The organism is Cupriavidus sp. CPT47-8839-RL05A (genome assembly GCF_058792255.1).
This window is the reverse complement of the sequence record NZ_JBYTEG010000006.1, coordinates 226,610-244,075: the sequence shown is the minus strand read 5'-3', so window position 1 is coordinate 244,075 and position 17,466 is coordinate 226,610. Positions and strand designations below refer to the sequence as shown.

Below are 17,466 nucleotides of genomic sequence, written 5' to 3'. Positions count from 1 at the left end.
AAAGCCCTCCACAAGCGCCAGGGCTGGGACCCGCGTCACCTTCGCCAACGTGCCCGCGCCCAGCGATGTGGTTCCGGCGGCCTGGCAACTGCTGCAGTCACCCAAGCTGGTGCTGCACCTGGGCAACAGCCTGTACCGCGTGTTTGCCGGCTTTGGCGCGGCGGCCGTGGCGGGCATCGTCTCGGCATGGCGATCGGCCGCTCGCGCTGGCTGGAAGACCTGCTGCTGCCGCCGCTGGAGGTGCTGCGCCCGATCCTCGGCGTGGCGTGGATTCCGCTGGCAATCCTGATGTTCCCGTCTTCGGAGCTGAGCATGATCTTCATCACCTTCATCGGGGCGCTGTTCCCGATCCTGCTCAACACCATCCACGGCGTGGAGCGCACCGACCCGCGCCTGGTCGCCACGGCGCGCAGCCTGGGCGCGCGCCGCTGGACCGTCTTCCCCGAGGTGCTGCTGCCCGCGGCGCTGCCGAGTATCGTCACCGGGCTGGCGATCGGCATGGGCACGTCCTGGTTCTGCCTGGTCACCGCCGAGATGATCGCCGGCCAGTACGGCATCGGCTATTACACGTGGGAGGCCTACAGCCTGCAGAACTATGCGGACATCGTCGTCGGCATGCTGCTGATCGGTGCCTTCGGCATGGGCAGCAGCGCGCTGATCAAGCGCTTCGGTGCGTGGCTGATGCCGTGGACCCGCCTGCAGCAGGTGCGCACATGACGAGCCAACCGATCCGCGCGGGCCGCCTGCAGGTGCGCGGCCTGGATGTGGCGCTGGGCCAGGGCGATGCCGCCTTCACCGCCGTGCACCAGCTATCCATCGACATTCCCGCAGGGCAGTTCGTCTGCATCCTGGGGCCGTCGGGCTGCGGCAAGTCCACGCTGCTGGGCGCCATCGCCGGACACCTGCCGGCGGCGGCGGGCGAGATCCTGCTCGACGGGGCGCCAGTGCGCGGCCCCGCGCCGGAGCGCGGGCTGGTGTTCCAGCAGCACTCGCTGTTCCCGTGGAAGCGCGTGCTCGACAACGTCGCCTTCGGCCTGAAGATGCAGGGCGTGCCCACCGCCGAGCGCAAGCGCGAGGCGCAGGCCCTGCTGGACCTGGTCGGCCTGGGTGGCTTCGCGCAGCGCTACCCCGCCCAGCTTTCCGGCGGCATGCAGCAGCGCGCGGAGATTGCGCGCGTGCTGATCAACCGGCCGCGCGTGCTGCTGATGGACGAGCCCTTCGGTGCGCTCGACGCGCAGACCCGCGCCCATATGCAAGCCCTGCTGCTCGAGGTCTGGGCGCGGATGCGCACCACCGTGGCCTTCGTCACCCATGACATCGACGAGGCGCTGTTCCTGGCCGACCGCGTGCTGGTGATGTCGCCACGGCCCGGACGCATCCTTGAAGATATCGCCATCCCCTTCGAGCGGCCCCGCCGCGCCGAGCTGATGACCGACGACGATTTCATCCGGCTCAAGCGCCGCTGCCGCGGCCTGCTGCACGACCACACCCAGGCCAGCGCGCTCGCGACCGCCGCCTGACCGCTATCGACCTGACTGCCATCCATGCCGCAAGCTTCCACCCTGCCTGACGAATCCCTGTTGGATCTCGATCCCGCCATCGGCGCGCTGACGCTGCGCCTGGCCGACCCCGACCCCGCGGTGCGACGCGTGGCCGTGCTGCAACTTGCCGACTTGGAGGATGAAGACGGCGTGCCGCTGCTGCTGCAGCGCCTGCAATCGGACCCTGCCGAATCCGTGCGCGCGGAAGCCGCGCGCACGCTGGCCAGCTGGGAGCAGGAAGCGGTCGTCCCGGCGCTGGCCGCGGCACTGGCCGACCCCAGCCGCGAGGTGGCCGAAGCCGCAGCACAGGGACTGTCGGAACTGAAGGCGCCCGCCTCCGGTGCCGCCCTGCTGCCGTGGGTCACGCACCGCGATCCCTTTGTCCGGGCGGCCGCGTGGCGCGGCCTGCGCGAGCTGCGCTATGCGGCCGGCTTCGATGCGGCCATGGCGGCACTGTCCGACGCGGCCGCCCCGGTGCGCCGCGAAGCCGTGGCCGTGCTGGGCTGGCTCAGGCGCAGCGAAGCCCTGCCCGCGCTGGCACAAGCTGCGACCAGCGATGCCGATACCGACGTCAGGCGCGCCGCCGCCGGCGCGCTCGGCCTGGCTGCCGACCCGTCGGCGCGCGATGCGTTGCTGGCGGCCCCTGCGCGACGGCGCCTGGCAGGTGCGGGAAGAAGCCGCGCAGACGCTGGGAAAACTGAAATTCCCTGAAGCCGTGGACCCGTTGATCGACGCGCTGGAAGACCGCTACTGGCAGGTCCGCCTGCAGGCCGCCAGGGCTCTCGGCAAGCTGCGCGACCGTGCGGCGCTGGTGCCGCTGACGGTGCAGCTGGCCCACGCCATCAGCAACCTGCGCAAGGAGGCCGCGCTGTCGCTGGGGAGCCTGCGGGATGCGGCAGCCGTGCCGGCCCTTGCCGCAGCCGCCGACGATGCCGATCCGGAGGTACGCAAGGCCGTGCGCATTGCGCTGGCGCAGATCGGCGCGCCGGAGGGTCATGCATGAGCGGCGGCATGGTCGTACCTACGCGCCTGGAGCTCTCCCGCGCCAACGGCGCGCTGCGCGTCTACTGGCCAGACGGCCAGTGCCAGTCGCTGGACCCGGGCCGCTTGCGCGCAGCCTGCCGTTGCGCCGCCTGCCGCGGCAAGCCCTCGGAGGCCGGGCCAGGCGACACGCAAATCGTCGCCCTCGGCGAAATGGGCTATGGCGTGCAGATCGTGTTCAGCGACGGGCACGACCGCGGCATCTACCCGTGGCCGTACCTGCAGGCGCTGTAGCCGGGCGCTTACCCGCCCGCCAGCGCCTGCAGGATATGCACCTCGTCGGTTTCCTTCAATGGCGCGTCCAGCCGCATCAGCTGCGCGCGGTTGACGAAGACGCGGATATACGGCCGCAGCTTGCCCTGCTCATCGACGATGCGAAAGCGCATGCCGGGGAACTGGCGGTCGAGGTCGTCGAGCAGCTCGGCGATGCTGGCGCCACGGGCCTCGACGTATTCGCGCTGTCCGGTATAGGAGAAGAGCGGCGTCGCGATACGGACCTGCATGGAAGTTCTCCGGTCGGCTGATGGCATTCAGGCAGGGCGCGCCACGGTGACCGCGTAGACCTGCGGCAGGTTGCGGGCGATGCATTGCCAGCCCTCGCCCTCATCGGCACTGGCCCAGATCTCGCCGCCGGTGGTGCCGAAGTACACGCCCACCGGCGCGTGGCCGTCGGTGGCCATGGCCTGGCGCTTGACCGTGAACCAGCCCTGTTCGGCCGGCAGGCCGCGGTCCTGCCGTTGCCAGGTTTCGCCGGCATCGCGCGTGACATAGGCTGCCGGGCGGCCGCCCGGGCTGACGCGCGGCCAGACGTCGCTGCCATCCATCGGGAACACCCAGACCGTGCGCGGATCGCGGCGGTGGGCGACGATGGGGAAGCCGATATCGCCCACTTCCGCCGGCATGGCTTCGCCGATGCGTTTCCACACGCCTTCGCGGCGGTCCATGCGATAGATGCCGCAGTGGTTCTGCTGGTACAGGATGTCCGGGTCGGCGGGATGCTGCAGCATGCAGTGCGGATCCTGGCCGTATTCGGGATTGGGGTCGGGCAGGAAGGTGGCGAGGCTGCCGCGGTTCAGCGGCTTCCAGTCCGCGCCGCCGTCGGTGCTCTCGAACACGCCGCCGCTGGACATGCCGATATACAGGTGGCGCGCGTCGCGCGGATCGACCAGCACGGAATGCATCTTGGGGCCGTCGGGCGTGCCGTCCTGCTCGCCGCCGGTCCAGGTGCGCCAGTTCGGGTGGTCGTTGAAGCCTGATACCGGCTCCCAGGTCACGCCGTGGTCGGCGCTGCGGAACAGGCCCTGCGGCGAGGTGCCGGCATACCAGGCGCCGGGCTCGCTGGCGTGGCCGGGCGTGAGCCAGAACACGTGGTCGACGACGCGGCCGGTCTCGCCCTCCGGGGCCTTGTCGAAGGCGGGCGGGCGCGCGGCTTCGGTCCAGTTGCGGCCGCCGTCGGCGGAGCGGAACACGGTCGGGCCCAGATGGCCGGTGCGCGCCGCCATCAGCATGCGCGACGGTTCACGCGGGTCCTGCACGATATGGTGGATGGTATGGCCGAGGAACGTCGGGCCCTCGATCTGCCAGCTGCGACGCGCGGCGTCGCTGGTCAGGAACCAGGCGCCCTTGGTGGTGGCCACCAGCAGCCTGACGGGGCCGGTGTCGGTTTCGGGAATGGGGGAAGTCGTCATCTTGGCTCCTGCAAGAAGGCCGGTGAACGATGCTTCCGAGTCTAGTACATGTAGACAGTGTTCACAATTAAAGATGGCGGAGCTGTGGCCGGCAGGCCGGCCACAGCCACCATGAGTACGAAGTAGCACGGAGTTAAAAGCGGAAGCCTGCAACTTGCCTGGACATTGCGCGTAAAGTGTGGCATAAGCAATGTTCCCCGATGCTTTCGCGCCCCATACCCATGCTTCGCACTGTCCGCTTCGCCACCCTGAACCGCCCGGCCCTGCCGGCGGCAGGCGTGCGCGCCGCGCAGCGCGCGGGCGCCGCCATCGACCTGGCCGACCGCTTCCACGCGTACGCCCAGGTCCGCCGCGCCGTGCTTTTCCTGGCCGTGCGGGCAGCTCGGGACGCCACCCTCCAGCCCTGAGCTTTCCCGCACGGCCCATGTCGCGGATGCCATCTGGCACCCGCTTGATCATGCAGCCAGGAGAAAGCCAGACATGTCCCCGCTCTACCGCCATACCCTCTGCGCCATGGTGGCGCTTGCCGCCCTCTACCTGATCCTCAATCCCTGAGCCCGGTGGAGTCTTGCCATGGCGAATTTCCATGCCCTGCGCCTGCCGGCGCCGGCCCTGGCGCGCGCGCTCGAACTGCGCATCGATGTTGAGCTGGCGCCGGGCGATATCGAACGCGAGCTGGGTGCCCTGCACGACCGCATCGGCCAACCCGGCGACCGCCTGAATGCGATGCCGGCGCTGCCAGCGGGCGCGCCAGGCCTGCGCCTGCGCTATCGCGAGGCCGACGGCGAGTACTACGTGTATGTGGAAGATGTGATGCAGCGCCGGCTGGCCGGTTATACCGTCTTCAACCGGCTGATCGAGGTCGGCCGCCGGGCCGACCCATGGGTACGGGCGCCGCACACAAAGTTTGCGCCCGCTTACCAGCGCCGCGGCCTGGCTCGGGCGCTGTACCGCTGGGCGCTGGACGGCGGGCTGTGCCTGCTGAGCGGGGCGCGCCAGTCGGCCGGCGCCAACGCCCTATGGCAGGCGCTGGCCGCCGATTACCCGATGGGCTATGTGGACTTGCGCCAGAAGACGCTGACCTGGCTGGGCCAGGCCGTCGACGCGCCCGTGCGTGAGGGCCTGCATACGCGCATGCTGCTGCTCGGGCGCGGCTGGACGCTGGACGCGTTCATGGCCCGCACCGGCATGTACTGAGGCAGCGCGCCCGCTTACAGCCAGCGGATCGGCGCGGCCTCGCGGGCGTTGGCTACGTACAGGGTCCAGCCCTGGGCAAAGTAGGCGCGCACCCGCGCGGCCAGCGATTGGCCGCCGCCCACGCGGGCGTAGTAGGCAACATCGCGTGCCGGCTGGGCGGCGGGCTTCGATGCCTTGGCTTGAGCGGGCTGGCGATAGAGGGTGTCGGCGAGCACTTGCATGGCGAATATCCTTTCCGGTTGGGATCGAAGTTGGTGCGCCTCACGAAGCACATCGAGCCGTGGTTCGGCCCGGATCGGGAGGCGGCTCAGGGTTATCCCTAGTATAGAGAAGTTGCGCCTGAATCATCCGGGTCTGTACCTATAGGCCGTATATGGGGTGCGTGATAATGGCCGCCTGCCGCAAGCGCCACCTGATGCCAATCCATCAACCCAAGACGATCAATCATCACATTCGATATTCCTCGATGCACATGCCGCGCATTGCCTGCCGGTGATGATGCATGGCGCGTGGTCACCTAGCCTTCAGCCTTGCCCGGATCGCGCCCGCAGAGGCACCGACAAGCGGCACACCGATAACAGCGGGTTGGCCAGGTTTGCGCCTCCAGCCCAGACCAGAACCACGTGAGACACGCCTGACGACAGTCCGTACGACGGACGTTGCAGCGCCCGCAAGGAGACAGCTCATCATGATCGAACAGCCCTATCCGTCGTCCGCGACGGAAGCCGATGCTGCACGCCCCCAAGTCCCCGAAGTCCGGAGCCGGATCGACGCGTTCTTCGAGATCACCGCGCGCGGCAGCACCCAGCGCAAGGAAGTGGTCGCCGGGGTGACCACCTTCATGGCGATGGTCTACGCCGTCTTTGTCGTTCCCGGCATGCTGGGCAAGGCCGGCTTCGACACCAGCGCGGTCTTTGTCGCGGTGTGCCTGACCACCGCCTTCGGCTCCCTGCTGATGGGCCTGTGGGCCAAGCTGCCGATCGCCATCGGCTGCGCCATCTCGCTGACCGCATTCATGGCCTTCGGGCTGGTGCTGGGGCAGGGCCTGTCGCCGGCAGTCGCGCTCGGCGCCGTGTTCCTGATGGGCGTGATCTTCACCGCGATCTCCGTCACCGGCGTGCGCTCCTGGATCCTGCGCAACCTGCCCGCCGGCGTGGCGCACGGCACCGGCATCGGCATCGGCCTGTTCCTGCTGCTGATCGCCTCGAATGAAGTCGGGCTGGTGGTCAAGAACGCTCACCCCGGCCTGCCGGTGGCGCTGGGCAAGATCACCTCGTTCCCGGTGGTGATGTCGGTGCTGGGCCTGGCCGCGATCTTCGGCCTGGAGCGCCGCAAGGTGCCGGGCGGCATCCTGCTGGTGATCATCGCGATCTCCGCGCTGGGCCTGGCCTTCGACCCGGCGGTGAAGTTCACCGGCGTGTTCGCGCTGCCGTCGCTGAGCGCACCCGGCCATGAATCGCTGATCGGCGCCATGGACGTGCGCGGCGCGCTGACGGCAGCGGTGCTGCCGAGCGTGCTGGCACTGGTGATGACCGCGGTGTTCGATGCCACCGGCACGATCCGCGCGGTCGCCGGACAAGCCGGCCAGCTCAACGCTGCCGGCCATATCCACAACGGCGGGCGCGCGCTGACCGCGGATTCGGTCAGCTCGATCTTCTCGGGGATGTTCGGCGGCGCTCCGGCTGCAGCCTACATCGAGTCGACCGTCGGCGTTGCGGCCGGCGCCAAGACCGGCCTGACCGCCGTGGTGGTGGGCCTGCTGTTCGTTGCGGTGATGTTCTTCTCGCCGCTGGCCGGGCTGGTGCCGTCGTACGCCACCGCGCCCGCGCTGATGTACGTGGGCCTGCTGATGCTGTCGAGCGTGAGCCGCCTGCATATGGACGACATGGTCGACGCGATGGCTGGCCTGGTCTGCGCCGTGTTCATCGTGCTGACCTGCAATATCGTGACCGGCATCATGCTCGGCTTCTGCACCCTGGTGGTGGGCCGCGTGGTGGCTGGCGAATGGCGCAAGCTCAATGTCGGCACGGTGGCCATCGCGGTTGTGCTGGCTGCGTTCTATGCCGGGGGCTGGGCCATCTGATCCTGCCGAAAGCTACTGCCGCGTCCCGGGCGCCACGCCCGGGACGCTGACAACCAGATGTCTCCTCCACCGTGATCCAGGTGGATTTCAAGCCCGGGCTTCCTGCTTTCCCGGGCTGTTTTTTTGGTGGTTTGCCTGAAAGGTCCCGCGCTTGGCGAATGGCGTTTCGCTAAATCGCCTTCATTGCCCGGCCTGCATTGCCGCCACATCCATGTACACCAGTTCCCAGACATGGCCATCGGGATCCTGGAATCCATGCCCGTACATGAATCCCAAATCCATCGGCGGCTTGTAGGTATTGCCACCCGCCGCGACCGCGGCATTGACCATTTCATCCACGCGCGCGCGGGTTTCCATCGACAGGCAAACCAGCACCTCAGTCGATTTCCGTGCATCGCAGATTTCATTGGGCGAGAAGCTGCGGAACTTGGCTTCGGTCAGCAGCATCACGAAAATGTTTTCGCCGACGATCATGCAGGTGGCAGTGTCGTCGGTAAATTGCGGATTGAAGGAAAAACCCAACTGCGTAAAGAAGGCAATCGACTTTTGCAGGTCGCGGACGGGCAAATTGACAAAAATCTGCTGGCTCATCAGGGGCTCCGGTAGTCGTGTCAGAGGGGGCTGCGCCGGGCGCAGACAAGCAGTCTAGGCGCTAAAGGCCGGGGGCGTGCGTATTTTCATTGTCCTTAAATGCGGGCAAAACGGGCGATGCCCAGCCCAATACCGGCTGCATCGTGGGCTGTGCGACCGTCAATTCAGGCCGGCAAACAATCAGTCCGTGCAATCTCCGTTATTTTTTGTAAAATTTTTTTAGGTGAACCGACACCACAACTTCTAGTACCATGCAGCGGCCTATTTGCAGAAAGGGGATATAAATGGCGACATACAAGCAACTCCTGGCTGAGAAGGAAGCGCTGGAAGCCAAGCTGAATGAAGTGCGTGCGACGGAAGTCGCCGGCGTGATCGACAAAATCCGGGACCTGATGACTGAATACGGCCTGACCGCCGAAGACATCCTGCCGCGCCGCAAGCGTGGCCGCCCGGCTGGCTCGAGTGCCAAGAAGCCCGCATCCGCCTTGCCGCCGAAGTACATGGACCCCAAGACCGGCAAGACCTGGTCGGGCCGCGGCCGCGCGCCGGCATGGCTGGGCAAGCGCCCCGAGCGTTTCCTGATCGAGCAGTAAGCCGCCTGCGCGGCCAGCGGGCGCCTGCCTCAGACGGCCGCTTCAATCGATGGTGCCATCGGCCTGCCGGGCGCGTCACTGCGCCTGGCAGACATACTCCTTGCGCAGCGCCCTGAAGCCCTGCTGGGTCGGCTCCGCCGTCAGGCGCGCGCCGCCGCCGGCCAGCGGCTGCATGCGCAATACCTGCGCCGAGCACTGGCTCGCGGTCTCGTCCCGCTGGTAGCGGATCTCATACTGGCCGCCGGCAACCGGCACGAATGACACGCCCGCCGCGCAACGCAGCTCGGGCAGCGGCGGCGCCGCGGCCGAGGTCACCGCCACGTAGATGCGCCGGCCCGCCTCCACCAGCCGCTCGCGCGTGCGCGCCGGCGGCTCGGGCGAGCGCCCGGCCATGTCCAGGCTCCGGTCCCGTCCCATCGCAGACAACTGCCTGCCGGTTCCCGCCAGCACCAGCGGCCGCGCGGGCACCGGGCATTTGGCCGGATCGACCACGGTGAACGAAGTGTTGTCGTCGGTGCTGGTCAGCAGCCGCACACTGGCGGCCGGGGCGCCGGCAGGCACCCGGTATTGCGCCACGCAGCCGGACAGCGCCACGGCGGCGGCAAGCATCGGCAACAGGGCAAGGCGAGGCAGGACTGCGGACGACCGGTCATGGCGCATGGCGGCGGGCAGGTGGAACGATTGGGCCAACAGCGGACGTTGGCGGCACGATGGCGGCAAATCCGACATGGATGCCACACGATGACGGCGCGGCCAGGCAACACGCCGCGCCCTCAAACCAACCAGCATACCTGCATCCGGCGCTTGGCGGCAGCCGCATAAACCCATGTTGAAAACCTGCGTGTGATATCCACAGAATCTGTGGATATCCTGGCCCTACACTCCCCGAAAGCCCCGGTCTGTGCGGCAACCCACCGGAGCGCCCAAATTTTAGGCAACGGGTTGCAGGCGCCCCGGAACCCGGCAATGGTGCGGCACCCCCGCCGCCAGCACGCCGTTGCGCTGCCCAGGCCACACTTCATCCCCCCGCACGCCCTTGAAGGGGGCACCGGCACCGCGTAATCTCAGTGTTACCGGGGGCTGCACTGGCGCACTTGCGCCAACTTGCCAGCCAGATAATGACAATGACACAACAAGAGCCTATCCAGGCCGGGCCGTTGCCTCGTGACCTGCTGCACGCACTGCGTGACGGCGGCTACGACGTATCGGGACTCGCGCCTGCCCCGGAATCCGACACCGACTCCGACCCCAGCGACCTCAGGCCCGCCATGCCGGCGGCCGGCCCGCAACAGGCCTGCCACGTGCTCTGCGCGGTCTACCGTGCCACTGGCGATCCAACCATCGGCCTGTGGCTGGGCAGCCGGATGCAGACCGACCTGCTCGGGCTGGCGGGCCTGACGGCCATGGCCGGGCCGTCGCTAGGCACCGCGCTGCGGCGCATCGCGCGCTACCAGAAGCTGCTCGCCGGCGACCGCATCGAACTGCGCCGCCAGGGCGACGAAGCCTGGGTCTGTATCCGCCCGAGCGATCCCGAGGCGCCCGACACCCGACCGCGCATCGACATGGAGCTGTGCTCGCTGCTGGCCTTCGGGCGCCAGTTCACGCGCAAGCCGCTGCATCCGCTGCGGGTGTCGCTGCGCATCGGCCAGCCGGACTGGCACCTGCGCTATACCGAGGCCTTCGACTGCCCGGTGCGCTTTGGCGAGCCCGAAGACGCCATCGTGTTCGGCCGCCGTGACCTGGCCTTGCGCCTGGCTGCCCGCGTGCGCAGCGGACCGGCCGGCGCGGGCACGGGCCATGCCGCGCGCGAAGCGCGGCCGGCGTCCGCGTCGCTGGACGATGTGCGCGCGGCCCTGCAGGCGCTGGCCGGCGACCGCGCCCTCAGCCTGGCCGCGGTGGCACGCCACCTGGACATCAGCGAGCGCACGCTGCAGCGCCGGCTGATGGCGGCGGGCACGAGTTTCCGCACGCTGTGCGAAGAGGCGCGCCGCGAGCTGGCTGGCGGCTACCTGGCCGGAGGCGCGATGTCGCTCGGAGAAATCGCGTTCCGGCTCGGCTTTGACGATGCCAACTCGTTCTTCCGCGCCTTCCGCCGCTGGACCGGCATGACCCCTGGCGACTACCGGCGCGCGGCGGCGCCTCCACCCGCGTAGGGCAGGCCGGCTCACCCGCCGTCGGGTTGCTCCCACGGCGGGTTGTCGCCGAAGCGCCCGGCCAGGAAATCGACAAAGGCGCGCACGCGCGGCGGCACCAGCCGCCGCTGCGGCATCACGGCGTAGATGCCGGTGTCGGCGAGCGGGTAATCGGGCAGCACCTGCACCAGCCGCCCGGCGCGCAGGTCGGCGCAGACATGCCAGGTGGAATGCAGGGCGATGCCAAAGCCCGCCAGCGCCGCATCGGACAACAGCTCGCCGGTATTGGCCTCGATCCGGCCGCGCACGCGCACGGCAATCTCCCCGCCGGCGCCGTCGCCCAGGCGCCAGACATCCTGCCGGCCCTGGCTGCCCACCAGCACCAGGCAATCGTGCCGCGCCAGGTCCTGCGGGGTGCGCGGCGTGCCGCGCCGGCGCAGGTAGTCCGGCGCGGCACACAGCAGCCGCCGGTTATTGGCCAGCCGCCGCGCGACCAGCGTCGAATCGTCCAGCGCACCGATGCGGATGGCCAGGTCGAAACCCGCGCTGACCAGGTCCAGCACGTTGTCGGTCAGGTTGACGCTCAGCGTCAGCCCGGGATGCTGCGCCAGGAATTCCGGCAACAGCGGCGAGATATAGAGCCGCCCGAACGAGGACGACGTGGTCACCCGCAGCGTGCCCGACACCCCGGTGCCGGCCTGCCGCAACGAGGTGCCCAGCGCTTCCAGGTCGTCCACCAGCGCACGCCCCTGCTCGGCCAGCACCGCGCCTTCCGGGGTGGCGTGCAGCCGCCGCGTGGTGCGATGCAGCAGGCGCACGCCCAGTTCACGCTCCAGCCGCTGCAGCCGCTGGCTGGCCACCGCCACCGACAGGTCCAGGCTGCGTGCCGCGGCGCTGATCGAGCCCAGGTCGAGCACGCGCAGGAACAGGCCGATATCGCCGATCCGGTCCATGATTTTCAAGATTCCATTGAAACTGATTATGGATCATGCCGGTTTTTACTGAAGACGGAAAGGCGCAGACTGCGGGCTTTCTTCTTTTTGCCGACGCCCCCCGAACATGGCCTCTCCAGTCCCCACCACCGCCACCTCCGGCGCTGCATCCGCCCGCGGCCGGCTGCCGGTTGCGCTCTACGCGCTCACTGCCGGTTCCTTCGGCATCGGCTGCGCCGAATTCGTGATCATGGGCCTGCTGCTGCAGGTTGCCGCCGACCTGCAGGTGACCATCGCCGCCGCCGGCATGCTGGTGTCCGGCTACGCGCTGGGCGTCTTCGCCGGCGCGCCGGTGCTGACCCTGCTGACGCGGCGCATGCCGCGCAAGGCCGTGCTGCTGGCGCTGATGGTGATCTACACCGTCGGCAATGCCGCCTGCGCGCTGGCGCCCGACTACACCACGCTGATGATCGCGCGCGTGCTGACCTCGCTCACGCATGGCACCTTCTTCGGCGTCGGCGCGGTGGTGGCCACCGGGCTTGTGCCGGAGCACCGCCGCGCCTCGGCGATCTCGGTGATGTTCTCCGGCCTGACGCTGGCCACGTTGCTGGGCATGCCCGCCGGCGCCTGGCTGGGCCTGCACCTGGGCTGGCGCTCGACCTTCTGGGCGATGACCGTGATCGGGCTGCTGTCGCTGGCGGTGATCGCGCTGCTGGTGCAGAAGAGCCAGGACCACGGCGCCCCCGTGGCCCTGCGCGACGAACTGGCCACCATCGGCCGCCCGCAGGTGCTGCTGGGCCTGTTGATGACGGTGCTGCAGTCGATGGGCATCTTTGCCGTGATCACCTACGTGCAGCCGCTGCTGACGCGCGTGTCCGGCTTTGGCGAGGCGGCGGTGTCACCGATCCTGCTGCTGTTCGGCGCCGGCATGATCCTTGGCAACGTGCTCGGCGGCCGCTTTGCCGACCGCACCCCGACGCGCGCGGTGCTGGCCACGCTGACCACGCTGACGCTGGTGCTGGCGGCGATGACGCTGGCCATCCACAGCCAGGTGCTGGTGGTGGCCTTCGTCGGCATCCTGGGCATCGCGGCCTTTGCCACGGTCTCGCCGCTGCAGCTGCGCGTGCTGCGCCACGCCCAGGGCGCGGGGCAGAACCTGGCCTCGAGCTTCAATATCGCGGCATTCAACCTGGGCAACGGCCTGGGCGCGTGGATGGGCGGCGTGGTGGTCGATCACGGGCCGGGGCTGGCGGCATTGCCGTGGATTGCGGCCCTGGCGCCGATGGCTGCGCTGGGGGTGGCGTGGCTGAGCGTGAGGATGGAAAACGGCAGCCACGCCGCCGTGCCCGTGGCGCAAGCCTGCCCCTGATCCCGCACTTCAGCCCGGCTTGCCGTCCACCCGCGGACGCGCAAGCCGCGGCGCATACGCCAGCGCATAGAGGCCGAACCCGGCCACCCAGCACGCCCCGGCTCCCCACACCCAGTGCAGGTAGCCGCCCGGCCAGGCCATCGGCCCGAACACCCGCAACACCGCAGCCGCGGCCACCAGCCAGTACGCCGCGGTTTCCGCGCGGCCGGCCACCAGCATGCGGCCGGTGTGACCCAGTGCGGTGCGCGTGATCATGGCGATGATCGCCACGCCAAGCACGCCGACAGTGAAGGCATGTGTCGCCAGCCCCGCCATCACCAGCCCCAGCGCACCCAGCGCCTGCAGCAGCAGCGCCACCGGCAGCCACGCATAGGCCAGGTGCAGCACCCACAGGATCGGGCGGTTGCCTACCGCATGGCTGCGCCAGCCAGCCACGCGCACGGCCAGCACCGCCGCGGCCAGCAATGACAGCGCCGCCGCCAGCCAGACCGGCAAGGGCAGCACCCCCGCAGCCAGTCCCAGCAGCGCGGCCGGCACCACCATGCGCTCCACCTGCCGGTATTGCCGCAGGCGGAACCCCGGAATCGCGTTGGTCGTGAACATCGGGATGACGCGCCCGCCGATCACCACCACGAACAGCGTGACCAGCGCCACGCCCGCGCGGCAGGCCAGCATTGCACCGGCGTCATGGCCGCGCGCCTGCAGCCACAGGCTGGCGATATCGGCCGCGCCCAGCAGCCACAGCGCCAGGGCCAGCGGATAGTTGCGGCGGTTGCCGGCGCGGGCCAGCGTGCGCGTGAAGGCCAGCGCGGCCAGCGGCAGGAACGCGCCCTCGATCACGAAGGCCGCCGTTCCCGGCGCCACCCACATGCCCACGCGCCCGGCCAGCCACAGCAGGAACAGCGCGGCCAGCGCGGCGCCGGTGGGCGTCGGCTGGCCGGTCCAGGCCCGCCCCGCGGTGAACAGGAAGCCCACCACGATGGCCGCGGCAAAGCCGAACACCATCTCGTGCGCATGCCAGAACATCGCCGCCATCACCGGCGCCGGGCCGACTGCGGCGACGCCCGCCAGCATCGCCGACCACGCCGCGATGGCCAGCGCGGCGAACACCGCCCCGCCCAGGTAGAACGGCCGGAAGCCCAGCGCAAACAAGGCAAAGCCGCGCGGCGGCGGCCCGGCGGGCGTCTTGCCAGGGGGTGGCGCGCGCCGCGCGGGAAGAATGGGAATGGTGTCCATGGCTGGCTACGGGAATCAGGTGGTGCGGCGCGCGCCGGTTTCTTGATCCGGCGCACGGTTTGCCGCAGGTGCGCGAACGGATGCCATTCACGCTGACTGCACGATAGCACCGCCGCCGCGCCGGCGACCTCCGCCGGTAGAACTACCTCCAAAGGCAGGCTGCGCGCCCGCGTGCGCTGTGCGGCCGGCGAATAGGCAGCACCAGTGGCGGCCCCTACTCTGGCATCACCCCCGCCAAAGTTGACACAGGAGCATGGCCATGGCCACCCACCCACGCACGCCGGAGCCCATTGCGCCCGGCGCCGCAATCACGCTGGCGTCCAGCACTTTCGCCTTCACCATCTGCTTTGCCGTCTGGATGCTGTTCGCGGTCCTCGGCATCCCGCTCAAGCAGGAGCTTGGCCTGAGCGACACCGAATTCGGCCTGCTGGCCGCCACGCCCGTCCTCAGCGGCTCGCTGATCCGCGTGCCGCTGGGCATCTGGACCGACCGCTACGGCGGGCGCATCGTCTTCTTCGTGCTGATGCTGGCCACCGTGATCCCGATCTGGCTGATCTCGTATGCGCACACGCTGTGGCAGCTGCTGGTGCTGGGCTTGTTCGTCGGCCTCGCGGGCGGCTCGTTCTCGGTCGGCACGCCGTATGTGGCGCGCTGGTTCCCGCGCTCGCGCCAGGGCCTGGCGATGGGCATCTTCGGCGCCGGCAACTCGGGCGCGGCGCTGACCAAGTTCGTCGCGCCGGCGATGATCCTGGCCGCCGGCACCTGGACCGTGGTGCCGCGCGTGTATTCGGTGGCGATGCTGGTCACCGCGCTGCTGTTCTGGGTGTTCTCGCGCAGCAACCCGGCGCACCTGGTCAAGTCCAGCGTCGGCTGGCGCGAGCAGCTCGCCGTGATGCGCGACCCGCGCGTGTGGCGCTACTCGCAGTACTACTCGGTGGTGTTCGGCGGCTATGTCGGCCTGTCGCTGTGGATGACCAAGTACTACATCGGCGAATACGGCTTCGACATCAAGACCGCCGCCTTCCTGGCCGCGTGCTTCTCGCTGCCCGGCGGCGTGCTGCGCGCCATCGGCGGCTGGATCTCCGACCGCTACGGCGCCCACCGCACCACCTGGTGGGTGATGTGGGTGAGCTGGGTCGGCTTCTTCCTGCTGAGCTACCCGCAGACCGACTTCATCGTCCAGACCACCAGCGGCCCGCAGGGGTTTCGCATCGCGCTGACGCCCACGGTCTTCACCTTCCTGCTGTTCGTGGTCGGCATCGCCTTTGCCATCGGCAAGGCCTCGGTGTTCAAGTTCATCTCCAACGACTTCACGCACAACATCGGTGCGGTTTCCGGTGTGGTCGGCCTGGCTGGCGGGCTGGGCGGCTTCGTGCTGCCGGTGCTGTTCGGCATGCTGGCCGACCTGACCGGCGTGCGCAGCAGCTGCTTCATGCTGATGTACGGCACCGTGTGCGTGAGCCTGGTGTGGATGCACTACAGCCAGCGCGCCGAACGCCAACGCAAGGCACAGGCCGTCGGCCTCACGCAGGCCGCCTGAGCGACGGCCCCTGTTACGCACAACAACCAAGGCACACTGTCATGTCCTCTTCCGTACTGACCCGCTGGGAGCCCGAGAATAAGGTCTTCTGGCAAAGCCAGGGCGAGCGCATCGCCTACCGCAACCTGTGGATCTCGATCCCAGCGCTGATGCTGGCCTTCGTGGTCTGGATGCTGTGGAGCGTGGTCGCGGTCAACCTCGACCGCGCCGGCTTCCAGTTCACCAAGAACCAGCTGTTCTGGCTGACCGCGCTGCCGGCGCTGTCCGGCGCCACGCTGCGCATTTTTTATTCATTCCTGGTGCCGGTGTTCGGCGGGCGGCGCTTCACCGCGATCTCCACCGCACTGCTGCTGATCCCCGCGCTGGGCATGGGCTTCGCGCTGCGCGACCCGTCCACCGGCTATCCGACGCTGCTGGTGCTGGCGCTGCTGTGCGGGCTGGGCGGCGCCAACTTCAGCTCGTCGATGGCCAATATCAGCTTCTTCTTCCCGAAGGCGAAGAAGGGGCTGGCCACCGGGCTGAACGCGGGCATCGGCAACCTCGGCGTGTCGGTGGTGCAGTTCGTCACGCCGCTGGTGGTGTCGATCGCCGTGTTCGGCGCGCTCGGCGGCGAGCCGCAGCAGTACACGGCCAACGGCGCCACGCATGACCTGTGGCTGCAGAACGCGGGCTTTGTCTGGGTGCCGTTCATCATCGTGTCGGCACTGGCGGCGTGGTTCGGCATGCATGACATCGCGGATGCCAAGGCATCGTTTGCCGAGCAGGCGGTGATCTTCAAGCGCAAGCACAACTGGCTGATGTGCTGGCTGTACGTGGGCACCTTCGGTTCGTTCATCGGCTTCTCTGCGGGGCTGGCGCTGCTGACCAAGTCGCAGTTCCCCGGCGTCAATCCCACCGCTTATGCCTTCCTGGGGCCGCTGGTAGGCGCGCTGACGCGTCCCGTGGGTGGCTGGATCTCCGACAAGCTGGGCGGCGCGCGGGTCACGCTGTGGACCTTCGTCGGCATGATCGCCGCGGTGTTCGCGGTGCTGGCGGCGCTGCCGCATGACGGCGCCGGCGGCAACTTCACATTCTTCCTGGCCGCCTTCATCGCCTTGTTCGCGCTGACCGGCATCGGCAACGGCTCGACCTTCCGCATGATTCCGGTGATCTTCCTGACCGAGCGCCAGCGCGCTGCCGCGGGCAAGGGCGACGCGGCACAGAAGCAGGCATTGCAGGACGCCGGCAAGGAATCCGCCGCGGTGCTGGGCTTCTCCGGTGCGATCGGCGCCTACGGCGGCTTCTTTATCCCCAAGAGCTTCGGCACCTCGCTGGAGCTGACCGGCGCCGCCGACGCCGCGCTGTATTGCTTTATCGCCTTCTACCTCAGCTGCGTGCTGGTGACGTGGTGGCACTACGCGCGCCGCAACGCGCCCATGCCCTGCTGACCCTGTCACCAGTACCGCCGGCCGGGCTAGTTCTTCCGAACTAGTCCCGCGCCCGGCGCCTAGCCCGATCGCCATGCGGCGGCTGTTCCACCAGCG

The 17,466-nt window shown here is 68.9% G+C and carries 17 protein-coding genes and 2 pseudogenes; 12 read left to right on the top strand and 7 right to left on the bottom strand.

Annotated elements, in window-relative coordinates; genetic code table 11:
- Window positions 1-34 precede the first annotated feature (34 nt).
- The 4 genes and pseudogenes from AC3WVS_RS09565 to AC3WVS_RS09550 all read left to right on the top strand — a co-directional run.
- Window positions 35-717 (top strand): annotated as a pseudogene (locus AC3WVS_RS09565) (ABC transporter permease); the annotation flags it as partial.
- On the top strand, window positions 714-1,520 hold the full coding sequence (locus AC3WVS_RS09560; RefSeq protein ID WP_492318410.1) for an ABC transporter ATP-binding protein: 807 nt from the start codon (window positions 714-716) through the stop codon (window positions 1,518-1,520). The pseudogene AC3WVS_RS09565 and the gene AC3WVS_RS09560, both read left to right, overlap by 4 nt.
- A 24-nt stretch (window positions 1,521-1,544) precedes the next feature.
- Window positions 1,545-2,544: pseudogene (locus AC3WVS_RS09555) on the top strand (HEAT repeat domain-containing protein).
- Between the two features lie 8 nt (window positions 2,545-2,552).
- Entirely contained in the window at window positions 2,553-2,816 is a 264-nt protein-coding gene (locus tag AC3WVS_RS09550) for a gamma-butyrobetaine hydroxylase-like domain-containing protein (protein WP_035823310.1), read from the top strand.
- Between the two features lie 8 nt (window positions 2,817-2,824).
- Here the strand turns inward: AC3WVS_RS09550 and AC3WVS_RS09545 are convergent, their stop codons facing one another.
- Together AC3WVS_RS09545 and AC3WVS_RS09540 are read right to left on the bottom strand one after the other, a co-directional pair.
- Window positions 2,825-3,085 (bottom strand): MoaD/ThiS family protein, encoded by a 261-nt coding sequence (locus AC3WVS_RS09545; RefSeq protein ID WP_492318409.1) that lies wholly within the window; start codon window positions 3,083-3,085, stop codon window positions 2,825-2,827.
- Between the two features lie 27 nt (window positions 3,086-3,112).
- Entirely contained in the window at window positions 3,113-4,270 is a 1,158-nt protein-coding gene (locus AC3WVS_RS09540; RefSeq protein WP_492318408.1) for a glycosyl hydrolase, read from the bottom strand.
- Window positions 4,271-4,491: 221 nt separating this feature from the next.
- Here AC3WVS_RS09540 and AC3WVS_RS09535 point away from each other — a divergent pair, with 221 nt between their 5' ends.
- Together AC3WVS_RS09535 and AC3WVS_RS09530 are read left to right on the top strand one after the other, a co-directional pair.
- Window positions 4,492-4,677 carry a glycosyl hydrolase gene (locus AC3WVS_RS09535; protein ID WP_492318407.1) on the top strand — a complete coding sequence of 62 codons (186 nt, stop codon included), beginning with the start codon at window positions 4,492-4,494 and terminating at the stop codon, window positions 4,675-4,677.
- Between the two features lie 166 nt (window positions 4,678-4,843).
- Complete coding sequence (locus AC3WVS_RS09530) at window positions 4,844-5,467, top strand: N-acetyltransferase (RefSeq protein WP_492318406.1); 624 nt, start codon at window positions 4,844-4,846, stop codon at window positions 5,465-5,467.
- Window positions 5,468-5,481: 14 nt separating this feature from the next.
- On the opposite strand, the gene AC3WVS_RS09525 is transcribed toward AC3WVS_RS09530, so the two are convergent.
- A complete protein-coding gene (locus AC3WVS_RS09525; protein WP_010810883.1) occupies window positions 5,482-5,688 on the bottom strand; it encodes a hypothetical protein in 207 nt (68 codons plus the stop codon).
- A 467-nt stretch (window positions 5,689-6,155) separates the two neighbouring features.
- On the opposite strand from AC3WVS_RS09525, the gene AC3WVS_RS09520 reads away from it, so the two are divergent.
- Window positions 6,156-7,550 (top strand): NCS2 family permease, encoded by a 1,395-nt coding sequence (locus tag AC3WVS_RS09520; RefSeq protein WP_492318405.1) that lies wholly within the window; start codon window positions 6,156-6,158, stop codon window positions 7,548-7,550.
- 180 nt (window positions 7,551-7,730) lie between these two features.
- Here AC3WVS_RS09520 and AC3WVS_RS09515 read toward each other — a convergent pair whose 3' ends face one another.
- Window positions 7,731-8,141, bottom strand: a complete 411-nt coding sequence (locus tag AC3WVS_RS09515) for a VOC family protein (protein WP_010810881.1) — start codon at window positions 8,139-8,141, stop codon at window positions 7,731-7,733.
- Between the two features lie 284 nt (window positions 8,142-8,425).
- Between AC3WVS_RS09515 and AC3WVS_RS09510 the strand changes: the two genes are divergently transcribed.
- Window positions 8,426-8,734 carry an H-NS histone family protein gene (locus AC3WVS_RS09510; protein ID WP_010810880.1) on the top strand — a complete coding sequence of 103 codons (309 nt, stop codon included), beginning with the start codon at window positions 8,426-8,428 and terminating at the stop codon, window positions 8,732-8,734.
- A 75-nt stretch (window positions 8,735-8,809) separates the two neighbouring features.
- Here the strand turns inward: AC3WVS_RS09510 and AC3WVS_RS09505 are convergent, their stop codons facing one another.
- Window positions 8,810-9,343 (bottom strand): hypothetical protein, encoded by a 534-nt coding sequence (locus AC3WVS_RS09505; protein ID WP_010810879.1) that lies wholly within the window; start codon window positions 9,341-9,343, stop codon window positions 8,810-8,812.
- 515 nt (window positions 9,344-9,858) lie between these two features.
- Here AC3WVS_RS09505 and AC3WVS_RS09500 point away from each other — a divergent pair.
- The gene (locus AC3WVS_RS09500; RefSeq protein WP_492318404.1) at window positions 9,859-10,887 is read left to right on the top strand and encodes an AraC family transcriptional regulator; all 1,029 of its coding nucleotides are present in this window, start codon (window positions 9,859-9,861) and stop codon (window positions 10,885-10,887) included.
- A gap of 11 nt (window positions 10,888-10,898) precedes the next feature.
- On the opposite strand, the gene AC3WVS_RS09495 is transcribed toward AC3WVS_RS09500, so the two are convergent.
- A complete protein-coding gene (locus tag AC3WVS_RS09495; protein WP_492318403.1) occupies window positions 10,899-11,819 on the bottom strand; it encodes a LysR family transcriptional regulator in 921 nt (306 codons plus the stop codon).
- Between the two features lie 106 nt (window positions 11,820-11,925).
- Here AC3WVS_RS09495 and AC3WVS_RS09490 point away from each other — a divergent pair, with 106 nt between their 5' ends.
- Window positions 11,926-13,167 (top strand): MFS transporter, encoded by a 1,242-nt coding sequence (locus AC3WVS_RS09490; RefSeq protein ID WP_492318402.1) that lies wholly within the window; start codon window positions 11,926-11,928, stop codon window positions 13,165-13,167.
- A gap of 9 nt (window positions 13,168-13,176) precedes the next feature.
- Here AC3WVS_RS09490 and AC3WVS_RS09485 read toward each other — a convergent pair whose 3' ends face one another.
- Entirely contained in the window at window positions 13,177-14,403 is a 1,227-nt protein-coding gene (locus AC3WVS_RS09485; RefSeq protein ID WP_492318401.1) for an NnrS family protein, read from the bottom strand.
- Window positions 14,404-14,662: 259 nt separating this feature from the next.
- On the opposite strand from AC3WVS_RS09485, the gene AC3WVS_RS09480 reads away from it, so the two are divergent.
- Together AC3WVS_RS09480 and AC3WVS_RS09475 are read left to right on the top strand one after the other, a co-directional pair.
- Window positions 14,663-15,943: an MFS transporter gene (locus tag AC3WVS_RS09480; RefSeq protein WP_492318400.1), complete on the top strand. Its 1,281-nt coding sequence runs from the start codon at window positions 14,663-14,665 to the stop codon at window positions 15,941-15,943.
- 41 nt (window positions 15,944-15,984) lie between these two features.
- On the top strand, window positions 15,985-17,370 hold the full coding sequence (locus AC3WVS_RS09475; RefSeq protein WP_492318399.1) for a NarK family nitrate/nitrite MFS transporter: 1,386 nt from the start codon (window positions 15,985-15,987) through the stop codon (window positions 17,368-17,370).
- Window positions 17,371-17,466: the final 96 nt, after the last annotated feature.